21 protein-coding genes are annotated in these 13,009 nt (G+C 58.5%); 5 read left to right on the top strand and 16 right to left on the bottom strand.

What is annotated here, in order from left to right; genetic code table 11:
- Positions 1-2 precede the first annotated feature (2 nt).
- Complete coding sequence (locus GRI35_RS04875; protein WP_160613127.1) at positions 3-791, top strand: SDR family NAD(P)-dependent oxidoreductase; 789 nt, start codon at positions 3-5, stop codon at positions 789-791.
- Here GRI35_RS04875 and GRI35_RS04870 read toward each other — a convergent pair.
- Complete coding sequence (locus tag GRI35_RS04870) at positions 788-1,306, bottom strand: DUF998 domain-containing protein (protein WP_160613126.1); 519 nt, start codon at positions 1,304-1,306, stop codon at positions 788-790. The two genes, GRI35_RS04875 and GRI35_RS04870, sit on opposite strands and share 4 nt — an antisense overlap.
- 134 nt (positions 1,307-1,440) lie before the next feature.
- The gene (locus GRI35_RS04865) at positions 1,441-1,983 is read right to left on the bottom strand and encodes a J domain-containing protein (protein WP_160614761.1); all 543 of its coding nucleotides are present in this window, start codon (positions 1,981-1,983) and stop codon (positions 1,441-1,443) included.
- A 182-nt stretch (positions 1,984-2,165) separates the two neighbouring features.
- Here GRI35_RS04865 and GRI35_RS04860 point away from each other — a divergent pair, with 182 nt between their 5' ends.
- Positions 2,166-2,315: a hypothetical protein gene (locus GRI35_RS04860; protein WP_160613125.1), complete on the top strand. Its 150-nt coding sequence runs from the start codon at positions 2,166-2,168 to the stop codon at positions 2,313-2,315.
- A gap of 71 nt (positions 2,316-2,386) precedes the next feature.
- Here the strand turns inward: GRI35_RS04860 and pal are convergent, their stop codons facing one another.
- The 13 genes from pal to hisB all read right to left on the bottom strand — a co-directional run bounded on the left by pal (position 2,387) and on the right by hisB (position 10,925).
- Complete coding sequence (gene pal, locus GRI35_RS04855; RefSeq protein ID WP_407985151.1) at positions 2,387-2,908, bottom strand: peptidoglycan-associated lipoprotein Pal; 522 nt, start codon at positions 2,906-2,908, stop codon at positions 2,387-2,389.
- Between the two features lie 52 nt (positions 2,909-2,960).
- Entirely contained in the window at positions 2,961-4,346 is a 1,386-nt protein-coding gene (tolB, locus tag GRI35_RS04850) for a Tol-Pal system beta propeller repeat protein TolB (protein ID WP_160613123.1), read from the bottom strand.
- A complete protein-coding gene (locus GRI35_RS04845) occupies positions 4,346-5,137 on the bottom strand; it encodes an energy transducer TonB (RefSeq protein WP_160613122.1) in 792 nt (263 codons plus the stop codon). The genes tolB and GRI35_RS04845 overlap by 1 nt, the downstream gene beginning before the upstream one ends.
- Positions 5,138-5,149: 12 nt before the next feature.
- A complete protein-coding gene (locus tag GRI35_RS04840; protein ID WP_160613121.1) occupies positions 5,150-5,662 on the bottom strand; it encodes an ExbD/TolR family protein in 513 nt (170 codons plus the stop codon).
- The gene (gene tolQ, locus GRI35_RS04835; protein WP_160613120.1) at positions 5,662-6,372 is read right to left on the bottom strand and encodes a protein TolQ; all 711 of its coding nucleotides are present in this window, start codon (positions 6,370-6,372) and stop codon (positions 5,662-5,664) included. Before tolQ ends, GRI35_RS04840 begins: the two co-directional genes overlap by 1 nt.
- Complete coding sequence (locus GRI35_RS04830) at positions 6,369-6,857, bottom strand: YbgC/FadM family acyl-CoA thioesterase (RefSeq protein WP_160613119.1); 489 nt, start codon at positions 6,855-6,857, stop codon at positions 6,369-6,371. Before GRI35_RS04830 ends, tolQ begins: the two co-directional genes overlap by 4 nt.
- Before the next feature lie 107 nt (positions 6,858-6,964).
- Positions 6,965-7,342 (bottom strand): histidine triad nucleotide-binding protein, encoded by a 378-nt coding sequence (locus GRI35_RS04825; protein ID WP_160613118.1) that lies wholly within the window; start codon positions 7,340-7,342, stop codon positions 6,965-6,967.
- A complete protein-coding gene (locus GRI35_RS04820) occupies positions 7,342-7,656 on the bottom strand; it encodes a phosphoribosyl-ATP diphosphatase (protein WP_160613117.1) in 315 nt (104 codons plus the stop codon). Before GRI35_RS04820 ends, GRI35_RS04825 begins: the two co-directional genes overlap by 1 nt.
- A 35-nt stretch (positions 7,657-7,691) precedes the next feature.
- A complete protein-coding gene (locus GRI35_RS04815; RefSeq protein WP_160613116.1) occupies positions 7,692-7,865 on the bottom strand; it encodes a PEP-CTERM sorting domain-containing protein in 174 nt (57 codons plus the stop codon).
- A 100-nt stretch (positions 7,866-7,965) separates the two neighbouring features.
- Positions 7,966-8,727 carry an imidazole glycerol phosphate synthase subunit HisF gene (hisF, locus tag GRI35_RS04810; protein WP_160613115.1) on the bottom strand — a complete coding sequence of 254 codons (762 nt, stop codon included), beginning with the start codon at positions 8,725-8,727 and terminating at the stop codon, positions 7,966-7,968.
- A 151-nt stretch (positions 8,728-8,878) separates the two neighbouring features.
- Entirely contained in the window at positions 8,879-9,607 is a 729-nt protein-coding gene (hisA, locus tag GRI35_RS04805; protein ID WP_160613114.1) for a 1-(5-phosphoribosyl)-5-[(5-phosphoribosylamino)methylideneamino]imidazole-4-carboxamide isomerase, read from the bottom strand.
- Positions 9,604-10,233: an imidazole glycerol phosphate synthase subunit HisH gene (gene hisH, locus GRI35_RS04800; RefSeq protein ID WP_160613113.1), complete on the bottom strand. Its 630-nt coding sequence runs from the start codon at positions 10,231-10,233 to the stop codon at positions 9,604-9,606. The genes hisA and hisH overlap by 4 nt, the downstream gene beginning before the upstream one ends.
- Positions 10,234-10,331: 98 nt before the next feature.
- Entirely contained in the window at positions 10,332-10,925 is a 594-nt protein-coding gene (hisB, locus tag GRI35_RS04795) for an imidazoleglycerol-phosphate dehydratase HisB (RefSeq protein ID WP_160613112.1), read from the bottom strand.
- Between the two features lie 84 nt (positions 10,926-11,009).
- Between hisB and GRI35_RS04790 the strand changes: the two genes are divergently transcribed.
- From GRI35_RS04790 to gmk, 3 genes are all read left to right on the top strand, one after another.
- Complete coding sequence (locus tag GRI35_RS04790; RefSeq protein ID WP_160613111.1) at positions 11,010-11,510, top strand: SspB family protein; 501 nt, start codon at positions 11,010-11,012, stop codon at positions 11,508-11,510.
- A 144-nt stretch (positions 11,511-11,654) separates the two neighbouring features.
- Complete coding sequence (locus GRI35_RS04785) at positions 11,655-11,948, top strand: hypothetical protein (RefSeq protein ID WP_160613110.1); 294 nt, start codon at positions 11,655-11,657, stop codon at positions 11,946-11,948.
- A 73-nt stretch (positions 11,949-12,021) separates the two neighbouring features.
- Complete coding sequence (gmk, locus tag GRI35_RS04780) at positions 12,022-12,684, top strand: guanylate kinase (protein ID WP_160613109.1); 663 nt, start codon at positions 12,022-12,024, stop codon at positions 12,682-12,684.
- A 34-nt stretch (positions 12,685-12,718) separates the two neighbouring features.
- Here the strand turns inward: gmk and GRI35_RS04775 are convergent, their stop codons facing one another.
- Entirely contained in the window at positions 12,719-12,991 is a 273-nt protein-coding gene (locus GRI35_RS04775; protein WP_160613108.1) for a metal-sensitive transcriptional regulator, read from the bottom strand.
- Positions 12,992-13,009: the final 18 nt, after the last annotated feature.

The raw sequence follows: 13,009 nt of genomic DNA, 5'->3' as shown, positions 1-13,009 counted from the left end.
ATATGGCAGACCGCAAACCCGTATTTCTCGTGATCGGAGCAGGCGCGGGAATCGGCGGCCATGTTGCGAAACGCTTTGCCGAGGGCGGCTATCACGTAGTGCCGGCGCGCCGGTCCGATGAGGAGGGCCTGCAGAAACTCGTCGATCAAATCAGTGACGTCGGCGGTGAAGCGAGCGGACGCTTGCTCGATGCCGCTGAAGACGGTTCGATCGAAGACCTCATCGAGCAGGTTGAGCGCGATATCGGCCCGATAGAATGCGCGCTGTACAACCTTGGCGCACAGATCGGGAACCGGACGCTTGCCAATACACCTCGCAAGGCCTTCGAACTGGGCTGGAGACTGGGCACATTGGGGCTGTTCCGCCTCGCTTCTGCGCTGACCCCGCATATGGTCGAGCGCGGTTTTGGAACGATCCTCGTCACCAGCGCGACAGCGGCGGTGCGCGGCAATACCGGCCAGCATAGCCACGCTGCGGCGATGGGCGGACGCCGGATGTTGTGCCAGACGCTCAATGCAGAATTCGCATCACAAGGCATCCATATCGCGCATATCGTCGTCGACGGATCGGTCGATGCTCCCGACACGCTGGGCCGACTGCTCGGTGATAAATTCGAAGCCTATAAGGCCAGCAAGGGCGATAATGGAGTGATCGATCCGGCCGCGCTCGCAGAAACCTATTGGCATTTGCACAGCCAACCGAAAAACTGCTGGACGCACGAGATCGATATCCGGCCATGGACCGACGTCCCGTGGTGGAATGACAATCCGATTGCTGCGGTTGATCGTTAGAGATTGCCTCGGACGATTTTCGGCCAACGCACCGCGATCACACCAAACCAGATAAAGGCAACGAGCGTAGCAATACGCTGCGTGAGTCCGCTCAAGCCTTCGGGATCGAGTCCGATCAAAAGGGCCCACATATATATAAGGCCAAAGGTGCTGGTTGCGAGGGAATAGAGAACGAGGCCGGATTTGTTCTGCGGTGCAAGAGCCTCGGCAGCGAAACTCGCGGGCACGAGCACTGAGAACAGCGCCAATCCGTAGAGGCCATGGAGCGGGGACCCGGTTGGAACTATCCCGCTTGAAATCATTGCAGCGCCAAAAGCAAATGCATTGAGCGCGGTAAACCAAGCCCTCGAATATGCGGCTCCGACCGCAAACAGGCAAACGCTTATCCCGGCTACCACGGTTAATGCGGTGTCGACCCACGCCGCCCATGCAGGACCGAAGACCAGTTCGCTCATATGCTGACTGACAGGGTCATGGCCGGGTACGAATAGCGAAAACACTACGAGCAGCGTCATCGCGCACGGTGCAAGCCAGGCCTGTTTGATCAAAACATTGTGCATCTCAATCTCCTATCCTGCCCATCTGCCAATACAGGACAGACAGAACATAGAGTGTTCTACCAATGTAATACAGCGGGCGATCAATGGCGTTAAGCGGATCCCATCCAAGCGCGACGATCTTCGGCCTGCTTCAGCACTTCGTAGGCGACCTGGATTTTCTGGAACTGTTTGGCCGCTTCTTCGTCGCCCGGCTTCACGTCGGGATGAACGGCTTTGGCCTTGATCCGGAAGCTCTTTTTGATTGCTGCGAAATCGGCGTCCGCTTCAAGTTCAAGCGCTTCCAGGGCGAGCATTTCGTCGGCGGTCCTGCCGCCATCCCCGGTGCCGCCTGCCCAACCATAATGCGATGCCTCGGTGTAGGCGTCGGCGTCGCGCTGTTCGGTGCGCTTGCGTTCGGCGGCCTCTTCCTTGTCCAGGCCCTCGAAATAGTCCCAGCCACGATTATATTCGGCGGCGTGTTTCTGGCAGAAATACCAGCGCTCCGGACTGTTGGGCGTCTTGGGCGCGGGACACAGGCCTGCCTCCTCGCAGCCATGCCGGTCGCATTCCTTCTGCGCGACGGCATCCTGCGATTTTTCATAGCCGCCCCAATTGGGGAAACCCCAGCTGTCTTTGCGGCGCTTACCCGCCATGGCGGTGCGCCCCATTTGCTGGGTGTGAAGTCATTTGTCCGGTTGGCATGGCGGTCTATCTAACGACGATTGCTTATTTTTGGAAGGGCGGGAACTAAGTTGCGATTAAAAATGTTGTACCGCAACAAAGCCTTCATACTTTGCGGGTTATGGCAGCCCTATCGACAGAACGAATTGAAACTATGAGCAAGCAACTTTTTATTTCTGCACACGCATCGGCGCTGGCGCTGGTATTGCTCGCCATGGTGGGCATTGCTGGTGAACTGCGCGCCCCGGTCTCAAGCTCGAGCGCTCACTCGGTGCCATTCTCGGTCGCTGGAATCACCAGGTAACGGACAAACGAAGAGGCGGCCTGCTTAGCAGAGCCGCCCCTCAGTTAACCAGAAACGTGCCGTGAAGCCGACTAGCTGATGACGACAGTCACCGCACGGCGGTTCTGCGACCATGCGTTCTCGTTAGAGCCAAGCGCAGCCGGACGTTCCTTGCCATAGCTCACAGTGCGAATGCGATTTGCCGGCACGCCGAGACTGACAAGATAGTTCTTCGCCGCATTGGCACGACGCTCTCCCAGTGCGAGGTTGTAATCGCGCGTGCCCCGCTCGTCGCAGTGACCTTCGACGGTCACATTCACGCCAGGATTCTGCATCAGATATTGAGCTTGGCTTTGCAGAGCGGGAATATCGGCACTGTCGATATTGTAGCGGTCCGTGTCGAAGAAAATAATATTCTGACCATTCACGGCATTTACGAAATGTTCTTGCGAGCCGACTTGTGGACCAAGCGGACGCGTTGCCGTGGTGGCCGTATCCGCCTGCGTGGTGGTCGCCCCCGGATCGGGCGGGAGAATTTCCGGAGCCTTCGGCTTACACCCGGCGATGGCCACAGCGCTGGTGAGCAGAACGAGAGTTGCGAAACGTGTATTCATCATGCGTCTCCTTACGCTGGTGTCTGGCCCAGCTTACCCAATTACAATGCGTTTAGGGGAGAATAGGTCCCCATGCCGGGTCCGATGCATCCACCGGAGTTGGCAACTTCCTTTCATTTCGGCCGGTTAAATCAACCTGCCACAAAGCGGTTGTTCCAGAATTGCGCGCTGTGCGGAAAAACTGGATGATCCGGCCATTGGGCGCCCAAGTCGGTGCCTCGTCCTGCCAACTGTTGGTCAAATGAGTCAGCTTGCCACCGCTAGGGCTCATCACCGCAATGCGGAAATTGCCCGCGATGTGGGTGAACGCGATCTGGTCACCGCGCGGACTCCATTCGGGTGTCGCCGCACGCCCGCCAAAGAAGCTGAGACGCTTTTGGTCTGATCCGTCGGAATCCATCACATAGATTTGCTGGCTGCCCGAGCGGTCGCTCTCGAACACAATTCTGCTGCCGTCGGGGGAATAAGAGCCGCCAATATCGATACCGGGCGTATTGGTCAGGCGAATGCTCGGCCCGCCATCGGCAGATACGCGGTAGATATCGGTATTGCCCGACACCGCCATCGAATAGAGGATCCATTTTCCATCGGGCGACCAGCGCGGGGCAAAGGTCGGGTTGGTGCTCTGCGTCACCAAAGTCTGGCGGCCTGTGCCGATGTCGTAAATGTAAATCCGCGGATTGCCGTCCACATAACTGAGATAGAGCAGCTTGCGGTAATCGGGCGAGTAACGCGGTGTCAGCGCCGTCGAGCGGCCTGTGGTGATAAAGCGGTGGTTCGCACCATCGCTGTCCATAATCGCCAGACGCTTGGTCCGGTTGTCCTTCGGCCCGGTCTCAGCAATATAAGCGATCCGGCTATCGAGGAACGGGCTTTCGCCAGTCAGTGTCGAATAGACCAGATCGGCACATTTATGCGCCGCGCGCCGCCAATCGCGTGGCGGGACAACCCAGCCTGCCCGCGCCAACTCGTCCTGAATGGTCACGTCATAGAGATAACAACCGACGGTCAACCGGCCATCGGGCCGCGCGCGCACATAGCCATGAACCAGCATATCCGCACCGCGATTTTCCCAGCTCGGCCAATTGGGCGCAGTGATCTGGCCGTATGTCGGCTTTGGCAGAGCATCGGGGCCAGCGGGCTTGAACAGCCCGTTATTCTTCAGATTGTTAAAAACAATGCGCGACAATTCATTGCCGAGCGCCGCTGTGCCATTGGAATTGGCAGGTGTTTCAACATCGCGATCTGTTGCGAAGCGGGCGATCGCGATGCTGAGGTCCTGCATCGCCAGCTCGTCAACGACTTCGCCTCCGACCAGGCCTTCTTCCTCGAACTCGGTCTCAACCGCCTCGGGCAGATCAACCGGATCACCCAGATCCTGCGCCATTGCAGGGGCCGGAAAAACAATCAGAAATGCGAGTACGCGCAGTAATTTCATTACAGGGCTCCGCTGAACTTGAATTTACGCACAGATTTCCACGCGTTGTAATAGCGATCAGGCAAGTTGAAGGGTGCAGCACGGCGAATTGCACGAATTGCGTATCGGCAATGGGTACTCGCCTGCGTGCGGTTGGACGCTGTCACGCCTTGGGTTGCTTCACATTCGGGTGCTCCGGCCAAGCTGCCATCTTCATTCAAGCGCCAATTGACCATGGTTGAGAGCTTTTCCGCATCGGTGCCATCGGGCGCATCCCAATAGGGGCGTAGCTGCCGCGCAATGGAATTGAGCAAGGATGCTTTGGCTTGCCTGCCGATCTGCGATGCTGGCGGGCGCGTGTCCGCAGTGTCCGCGCTATTGCCCGCGCCGCCAAGGAAGTTATCACCGAGCCGGCTGCCGCCGCTCTCGGTCTGCTTAGGCTTGGGAGTGTTCTTGGGCTTTGGCGTGTTGCTGCGCGTTTGGTTGCGAGTCTGTTGCTTCGGCGTTTGCTCGCGCGTGCTGTTTTCACTCGGCGCGTCGGTGCGGGGTGTGGGATCATCCGGCTGCATTTCGGGCGGGACGGGTTGATCTGACAGGGTCGGCGCGATCGCAGCGCGGCTTTCGGTCACAATCTCCGGCGCAACCTGCTCCAGACCGACATCTTCTGCCAGGCTCACTGTCACGCGCTCCGGCACGTAGGGGGTTCCACCCTCATCAGGCTGGAGAATTAGCACGCCGAACAAGCCCACATGCAGAAGAGCTGCGACGCCGAGGCCGATAATCTCTTCATGTCTGAACCGTGCGGTTGCCATAAGTCGTTAGAGCTATTGCTCCCCATCTGAACCGATGATGTCTGAACTGCTGGCGCCCGGCGCATCAATCGCGGCAGGCGCTGCTGCGCTGCCATTGGTTACCAGCGCGATTGAGTTGAAGCCTGCGCGATTAAGCTCGCCCATAACTGCCATCACGCGGCCATAATCGATCACCCTGTCACCGCGCAGAGTGATTTGCGGCAGCGAACCATCCGGATTGGGCCGTATATTGGCGAGACGGCTTGGAAGCTCGCCCGCCTCAAGCGGATCATTATCGAGATAAATGATGCCCGTCGCACCTATCGAGAGTGTGATCGGGTCCTGCTCGGTCGGCAGAGCATTGGCGCGGCTATCAGGCAACTGCACCGGCACGCCCGATGTCAGTAGCGGCGCAGTGACCATAAAGATAATCAGCAGCACCAGCATCACGTCGACAAACGGCGTGACATTGATTTCCGCCATCGGTGCACGGCGCCCCCTGCGGCGCCCTCCGCTTCGGCCGGACGAGGCGATACCCATTGCCACTATTGGCGCTCCAACTCGCGGCTGAGGCTGGCGTGGAAACGGTCGGCAAAACGCTGCATCTTCGCCTCCAGCGAATTTACGCCGTGACTGAACCGGTTATAGGCGATCACCGCGGGAATGGCTGCGAACAGGCCGATAGCGGTCGCAAAAAGAGCTTCGGAAATGCCGGGCGCGACTACGGCGAGCGAGCTGTTTTCCTGCACACCGATCTGGAAGAAGCTGTTCATGATGCCCCACACAGTGCCGAACAGACCCACAAAAGGCGCGACCGAACCCGTAGTAGCAAGAAAGTTAAGCCGGTCTGCGAGCGTATCGGCTTCCTGCGCAACTTGGCTTTCCATTGCACCAGCCAGCCTTTGCCGTATTCCGTCGCGGTCTGACTTGCCGCCAGTGACCTTCATCGAGCGCCGCCATTCGGACATGCCAGCCGCTGCAACGCGCGCTGACGGAATATTCTTTTTCGACCGCTCTTTCACCAATGCATCGAAATCATCCGCCTGCCAGAACTCGCCTTCAAAATCCGCGCAGCGCTTTTTCACGCCCGCCAGACGCAGGCTGAAGCTGATGATAATCATCCACACCCAAATCGAAGCGAGGATGAGGCCCAGCATCACCGCCTGAACGACAATGTCGGCATCCATAAACAATTCTAGCGGATTGAGACGCGTGGGCGCTTCAACGGCGGCAGTCAGGATCGAAAGAGCGGTCATGAAGAGCTTTCTTTGGAGGCAGTCGGGGCCTGAGAAATGATCGGCGCAAAAGCGTCACGCCATGCTTCGGGTTGACGACGCGGGCGGCCATCTGGTGCGACAAAGCCGACGCGGAACGTCGCCTCGCACAGCAATTCTGAACCGCGAATGGCTCGCTGGTGCATGATGACGCTGGCGGCTTTCAATTGTGTGCAGCGGGTATGGATCACAACATCGTCATCCAGCTTGGCCGGACGGACATATTTGAGCTGCAAATCGGCAACTGCATAGGCACCCACGCCCGCTTCGATTGCCGCGCGCTGATCGATCTCCAGCATTCGCAGCACGTCCGAGCGGGCGCGTTCGAACCAGCGCAGATAATTGGCGTGATAGACGATGCCCGAGAGGTCGGTATCCTCGTAATAGACACGCACCGCATACAGGTGCAGCGGGCCGTCGAAGGTCCCACCCGGAGGAGTAGGCTGTGGATGGGGTTGAGTTGTCATCGCTGCCAGCGCCTTTAGCGCAGCGCTGATTCCTGCGGCAAGCGAAACCGACCAAAAGCGTTTCTCATGCGATGAAATACGCCCCTCTTCTTGAGAGAAGAAGGAATTTAGCGCGCGATCATTGGCCCGAGAAACTGCCCGCCAAACAAATGCACATGCAAATGCGGAACTTCCTGCCCGCCATGCGCGCCGATATTGGCGAGCAAGCGGTAGCCCGGCTCGACCAGATTGTGCTCACGCGCGACTTTCCCGACGGCGCGGATAAAGCCGGCGATTTCTTCATCGGAAGCCTTCGCCGAAAAATCGTCCCAACTCACATACGCCCCTTTGGGGATTACCAGCACATGTAATTCGGCCTGTGGATTGATGTCAGGGAAAGCGTAGGCCCATTCATCCTCATACAGCTTGGTCGAGGGGATTTCCCCGCGCAGGATCTTCGCGAAGATATTTTGATCGTCGTAAGGCAGTGTAGCGTCGATTGGCATCAAGAACCTCTGCTGGCTTTTTCATCGAGACCGGAGACGCCCTCGCGGCGGTCCAGTTCGGCCATGACATCAGATAGTGGAATATCCTTGGCGGAAAGCAGCACCATCAGGTGAAACACCAGATCTGCCGCTTCTTCGACCAGGTCATCCTTGCCGTCGGATAGAGCGGCGACAACCGCTTCGACGGCCTCTTCGCCCAATTTGCGCGCCATGATCGGCAAGCCAAGCGAATTCAGTTTGGCGACGTAGCTGGAGTCAGGATCGGCAACTTTGCGCTGCGAAATAATGTGCTCAAGGCGGGTAAGTGTGTGCATGCGCTCTCAATGGCGCGTCGCACTTTGCGGGTCAATCAGTCTGGAGGATTGTTCTTACGTCGCTTAGCCATCAGGCGGCCTACAATCAGTCCGGTCAGACCAAGGCCGAAAAGGGCCAGATTGCTAGGCTCGGGTACCTGCGTGCCGCCTGAGGCATAAGCGGGGCTCGCCACCACAGCGAGCAAGATGGTGAAAGGAGACTTCAACACGAGAAATGGAAAGCCCGAATTCCGGCGATTCCTCAACCCTGCTAAATCCACAGTCCCGTTATGGTACTGCGTTTCGGGAAAGTCTTAACAACCCGGGGAACTAAGCCCTCGCTGGCAGTCCGGCAGCGCGAAGGGCTTGATGTGCCTCGGCAATTGTGTGTTCGCCGAAATGGAAAATCGATGCCGCAAGGACTGCGCTGGCGTGGCCCTGCGTTACACCTTCGACCAAATGATCAAGATTTCCGACGCCGCCGCTAGCGATTACGGGGATTCCTACAGAATCTGCGATGGTCCGCGTCAGCTCCAGATCGTAGCCGGCTTTGGTCCCATCGCCATCCATAGAGGTGACGAGCAACTCACCTGCTCCCAGCTGTGCGAGCCGTTTGGCGTGGTCCAGAGCGTCAATGCCGGTCGGCTTACGCCCGCCATGGGTGAAGATTTCCCATTTTCCGGCCGCCGTCTTGCGCGCATCGACCGAGGCGACGACGCATTGGCTGCCGAAGCGCGCAGCGATTTCCGAGACGACTTCGGGCCGTTTCACCGCTGCGCTATTGATCGCGACCTTATCCGCGCCCGCCAATAGCAGCGCACGCGCGTCTTCGACCGAGGCAACCCCGCCGCCGACAGTTAGCGGCATAAAACACACTTCCGCCGTGCGTTTGACCACATCGAGCAGCGTTCCGCGCCCTTCATGCGTGGCAGATATATCGAGAAAACACAGCTCGTCAGCACCTGCCGCATCATAGGCCTGCGCCTGCTCGACCGGATCCCCCGCATCGCGCAGATCGACGAAATTGACGCCTTTGACCACGCGCCCATCGGCAACGTCAAGACAGGGGATAACGCGGATACGGACGGTCATAATTCCTCCCCAATTTGGGGAGGGGGACCGCGACGCGTCAGCGTCGGGGTGGAGGGGCACGCTCGGCAGTTCGTCAACGGCAGAGGGTGCCCCTCCACCATCCTACGGATGGTCCCCCTCCCCGGATCGGGGAGGATTAGAGCGGCACTACTCACACCCGCGCGCCCATTGCTATTGCTGCGGCCAAATCCAACCGCCCATCATACAGCGCGCGCCCGGTGATCACGCCTTCAATCCCAAGATGCGCCTGCATCGACAGGATGTGAATATCGTCGAGACCCTTCACTCCGCCGCTGGCGATTACCGGCAGATCGGTGCGCTGCGCCAATTCGACCGTCGCATCGATATTGCAGCCTTTCAGCATTCCGTCGCGGCCGATATCGGTGAACAGCAGGCTGGCAACGCCCGCATCCTCGAACCGGCGCGCCATGTCTTCGATCCGCACATCGGACACTTCGGCCCAACCATCGGTTGCGACCATTCCGTCGCGCGCATCGACGGCGACGACAATACCGCCTTCAAATTCGCGCGCCATTTCCTTGACGAATTCAGGGTCTTTCAGCGCAGCCGTGCCAATGACAATCCGCGCCACGCCCGCATCGAACCAGCCCTCAACATCGGCGCGAGTGCGAATACCGCCGCCAAGCTGCACATAGCCCGGGAACGCTTCGACAATCGCTTCAACCGCCTCACGGTTCTGCGCGCTGCCAGCAAATGACCCATCGAGATCGACCACATGCAAGTGCTCCGCGCCCGCCTCGGCAAACAGTATTGCTTGTGCCGCCGGATCATCGCCATAGATTGTTGCGCGATCCATATCGCCCTCGGCGAGGCGCACGACTTGGCCCTGTTTCAGGTCGATTGCGGGGAAAACTATCATGGAGCCCACTCCAGAAAACGGGACAATAAGCCAAGACCATAGGCCTGACTTTTCTCAGGGTGAAATTGCACACCGACAATTGTATCGCGCGCGACCGCAGCAACCAAGCCGCCACCATGGTCGGTCATCGCGGCAATATGCGACGGTTCATCGACCGCAAAATGATAGGAATGGAGGAAATAGGCTTCGCCATCCTCGATCAAATGACCTTCCGGCGCATGCGTGGACAGAGCAACATCGTTCCACCCCATATGCGGCACTTTGATGGCAGGATCGGTCACTTCAATTGCGCGAACTTCGCCGGCTACCCAGCCGAGTCCCGGCGTGACGCCATGCTCCAGCCCCTGTGTGGCGAGCAATTGCATCCCCACACAAATGCCCAAAAACGGCGCGCCGCCGACCTGCACGCGCTCGGTCATGGCTTCGATTAATCCGTCGATGGAGGAAAGCCCCTCTGCACACGCCTTGAATGAACCCACACCCGGCAGAACAATGCGGTCCGCCGCGCGCACGACATCGGGGTCGGCAGTGATCGCGACCCCCTCTGACCCGACGGCTTTCAGAGCGTTGTGAACCGAATGGAGATTGCCCGCGCCGTAATCGATCAGCGCAATGACCTCAGGCATTTTTGTTTTCCGCACACCCATCCGGGCTTGCGAAATCCTCGCTTGCGCTGCGGGCGGCCGGTCGGCCTTGCGGCTGCCCTGCAGCCGAGTGGTTGTGACTAACCACCGAGCTGCCCCTTGGTGCTCGGGATCGCGTCACCTTTACGCGGATCGAGCTCTACGCCAGTACGCATTGCGCGGGCGAAACCTTTATAGATCGCCTCGCAAATATGGTGGTTGTTGGTGCCGTAAAGCAGCTCGACATGCAGCGTGATGCCCGCCGTCTGCGAAACCGAATGGAACCAGTGTTCGATCAGTTCAGTATCCCATTCGCCCAGCTTTTCCTGACTGAACCCGGCTTTCCACACCAGATAGGGACGGCCCGAAATATCGAGCGATACCCGTGCCAAAGTCTCGTCCATCGGCGAATAGGCGGTGCCATAACGGCCAATGCCCGCCTTATCGCCCATCGCCTCGACCAAGGCTTGACCCAGCGCCAGCGCGCTGTCTTCGGTTGTGTGGTGCTGGTCGACATGCAAATCGCCATCAACTTTCATCGTAACGTCGATCAGCGAATGACGGCTGAATTGTTCGACCATATGGTCCAGAAATCCGATCCCGGTCGACACGTTATAAGTGCCCGTCCCGTCGAGATTAACCTCGACAAGAATTGTGGTTTCGGTGGTGTTTCGTTCAATTCTGCCAGTGCGCATAGGGCGCGCTATACATTTGGTTGGGGGCGACGCAAGCTTTCGCGCTTGACCGCGCGCATTCTCGCCGCCACCTAACACACCGATATGACTGACGAGACGCCCGATAGCCTGATCCCTTATGACGACATCGTGCAGGAGGCCCTGCGCGCGGTTGTCGGCCGCGTTTTGGGGCAGATTGTCGATAATGGCAGCGAGCTGCCCGGCAATCACCATTTCTACATCACGTTCAAAACGGGTGCAGAGGGCGTCGATATACCCAAGGCCCTGCGCGAGCGGTTCCCCGATGAAATGACCATCGTGCTGCAGAATAAATTCTGGGATCTGGCAGTCGACAAAGAAGGTTTTTCGGTCGGCCTCAGCTTCAATGCGGTGCCATCGAAACTCGACATTCCGTACTCGGCAATCACCGCATTCGTCGATCCGGCGGTCGATTTCGGCCTGCAATTCCAGGCAACCATCGCCGATATGGCGCCTGAGCCGCACGACGTTGCCGAAAATGACAGTTCGGAACAGGCTGGCGCGCCGGTCGTTAATACCGAAGACGGCTCCAACGTCGTAACTGTCGATTTCGGCAAGAAAAGCTAACCACGCTGCGCCTCTCCGGCGGAGTACAAGACCGCAAGGACACTCACCATCGCCGACAAATCCGCAGATAGTCCAGAATTGGAACCGGAAAATCCGGAGGCGAAAGTGCCGGGGCCAAGCAATGTGCCTACGGCGAATCTTTTGATGGCCGGCGTCGCGGTCAAGGCGGGTTCCTATTTGATCAGCGATTTTGTCCAGAAGCGGATGCTCAAAGGCCGGTATGGCATAGAAGACGCTGATGCGATCATCCAGAAACGCGGCCTCAAATACAAAGCCGCTGCACTTGTCGGTGCAAAAGTTGCGACAAAATCCGTACCCGGGGCTGCGCTGATTACCGGCGGCATGCTCGCCAAGGCGCTGTTCGATCGCGGCGGCAAACGGCGCAAGGCCAGACGCGAAGCGGACCGCAAATTGCTCAAGAAAGCTGAAGATAGCTGAACTGAGGCTAATTTTTGGGCGTCCACTGCGCGGCACTCTTGATTCTTTAACCGCCTCTGCTCCATGAGCAGGCATGGCCAATCAGAACACTCCCGAACGCACCAGTCTCTCCCCTGACCTCGAGCGCCGCGGAATGCTGTTTATCCTTTCCTCTCCATCGGGCGCAGGAAAAACAACCATGTCACAAATGCTGCTGACAGCGGATGAGGAGATCAAGCTCTCCGTCTCGGCCACAACGCGCCCGCCCCGCCCCGGCGAGATGGACGGCATAGACTACCACTTCGTCGACGATGCCACATTCGATGCGATGATCGAGAAGGATGATTTCTACGAGTGGGCCCATGTCTTCAACCACCGCTACGGCACGCCCAAAGGCTATATCCGCAAGGGGTTGAAGGAAGGGCAAGACTTCATGTTCGACATCGACTGGCAAGGCACGCAGCAGCTGTATCAGAAAGACCAGCAAGACGTGGTCAGCGTGTTCCTGCTCCCCCCCAGCCTACCCGAACTGCGCCGCCGCCTCGAAAGCCGCGCGCAAGACAGCGCCGCGGTGATTGACGACCGCATGGACCGCGCCAGAGGCGAGATCAGCCACTGGGCTGAATATGATTATGTCGTGATCAATGACGATGTGGACGAATGCTTCGTAAAAGTGCGCGAGATTTTGCACGCAGAGCGCAGGAAGCGGACGCGCCAGACCGGGCTGATCCCGTTTGTGCGGGAATTGATGGGGTAGGTTGGCGCACGTTCACGACGGCGTTGCGGCGAGATCACTTCCGTGTCCGCTCCAGCAAATCGACTAGCTCTTCAAACTTCTGCCGCTGCTCGCCTTCGTCTCCGCTGGCGATTGCTTCGGCCACACAGCAGGCCGCGTGATCCTTGAGAACCTGGGTTTCGACTTTTGCCAGAGCGGATTTGATCGCCTGCATCTGGTGCAGGATGTCGATGCAGTAGCGATCGTCTTCTACCATCTGCGCGACGCCCCGGACTTGGCCAGCAATCCGGTTCAGCCGATTGACCTTTGCGTTGCTGTTGTCACTCATGAACTCAATCCCATTGCA

The sequence above is a fragment of the Pontixanthobacter aestiaquae genome, from assembly GCF_009827455.1.
GTDB lineage: Bacteria > Pseudomonadota > Alphaproteobacteria > Sphingomonadales > Sphingomonadaceae > Pontixanthobacter > Pontixanthobacter aestiaquae.
Note: the sequence above shows the minus strand (reverse complement) of the source record. Positions and strands in the feature narration are given on the sequence as shown.

Coding starts and splice junctions, on each gene's coding strand:
- GRI35_RS04875 (WP_160613127.1), top strand. CDS start 3: ATGGCAGACCGCAAACCCGTATTTCTCGTGATCGGAGCAGGCGCGGGA.
- GRI35_RS04870 (WP_160613126.1), bottom strand. CDS start 1,306: ATGACGCTGCTCGTAGTGTTTTCGCTATTCGTACCCGGCCATGACCCT.
- GRI35_RS04865 (WP_160614761.1), bottom strand. CDS start 1,983: ATGGCGGGTAAGCGCCGCAAAGACAGCTGGGGTTTCCCCAATTGGGGC.
- GRI35_RS04860 (WP_160613125.1), top strand. CDS start 2,166: ATGAGCAAGCAACTTTTTATTTCTGCACACGCATCGGCGCTGGCGCTG.
- pal (WP_407985151.1), bottom strand. CDS start 2,908: ATGAATACACGTTTCGCAACTCTCGTTCTGCTCACCAGCGCTGTGGCC.
- tolB (WP_160613123.1), bottom strand. CDS start 4,346: ATGAAATTACTGCGCGTACTCGCATTTCTGATTGTTTTTCCGGCCCCT.
- GRI35_RS04845 (WP_160613122.1), bottom strand. CDS start 5,137: ATGGCAACCGCACGGTTCAGACATGAAGAGATTATCGGCCTCGGCGTC.
- tolQ (WP_160613120.1), bottom strand. CDS start 6,372: ATGACCGCTCTTTCGATCCTGACTGCCGCCGTTGAAGCGCCCACGCGT.
- GRI35_RS04830 (WP_160613119.1), bottom strand. CDS start 6,857: ATGACAACTCAACCCCATCCACAGCCTACTCCTCCGGGTGGGACCTTC.
- GRI35_RS04825 (WP_160613118.1), bottom strand. CDS start 7,342: ATGCCAATCGACGCTACACTGCCTTACGACGATCAAAATATCTTCGCG.
- GRI35_RS04820 (WP_160613117.1), bottom strand. CDS start 7,656: ATGCACACACTTACCCGCCTTGAGCACATTATTTCGCAGCGCAAAGTT.
- hisF (WP_160613115.1), bottom strand. CDS start 8,727: ATGACCGTCCGTATCCGCGTTATCCCCTGTCTTGACGTTGCCGATGGG.
- hisA (WP_160613114.1), bottom strand. CDS start 9,607: ATGATAGTTTTCCCCGCAATCGACCTGAAACAGGGCCAAGTCGTGCGC.
- hisH (WP_160613113.1), bottom strand. CDS start 10,233: ATGCCTGAGGTCATTGCGCTGATCGATTACGGCGCGGGCAATCTCCAT.
- hisB (WP_160613112.1), bottom strand. CDS start 10,925: ATGCGCACTGGCAGAATTGAACGAAACACCACCGAAACCACAATTCTT.
- GRI35_RS04790 (WP_160613111.1), top strand. CDS start 11,010: ATGACTGACGAGACGCCCGATAGCCTGATCCCTTATGACGACATCGTG.
- GRI35_RS04785 (WP_160613110.1), top strand. CDS start 11,655: ATGGCCGGCGTCGCGGTCAAGGCGGGTTCCTATTTGATCAGCGATTTT.
- gmk (WP_160613109.1), top strand. CDS start 12,022: ATGGCCAATCAGAACACTCCCGAACGCACCAGTCTCTCCCCTGACCTC.
- GRI35_RS04775 (WP_160613108.1), bottom strand. CDS start 12,991: ATGAGTGACAACAGCAACGCAAAGGTCAATCGGCTGAACCGGATTGCT.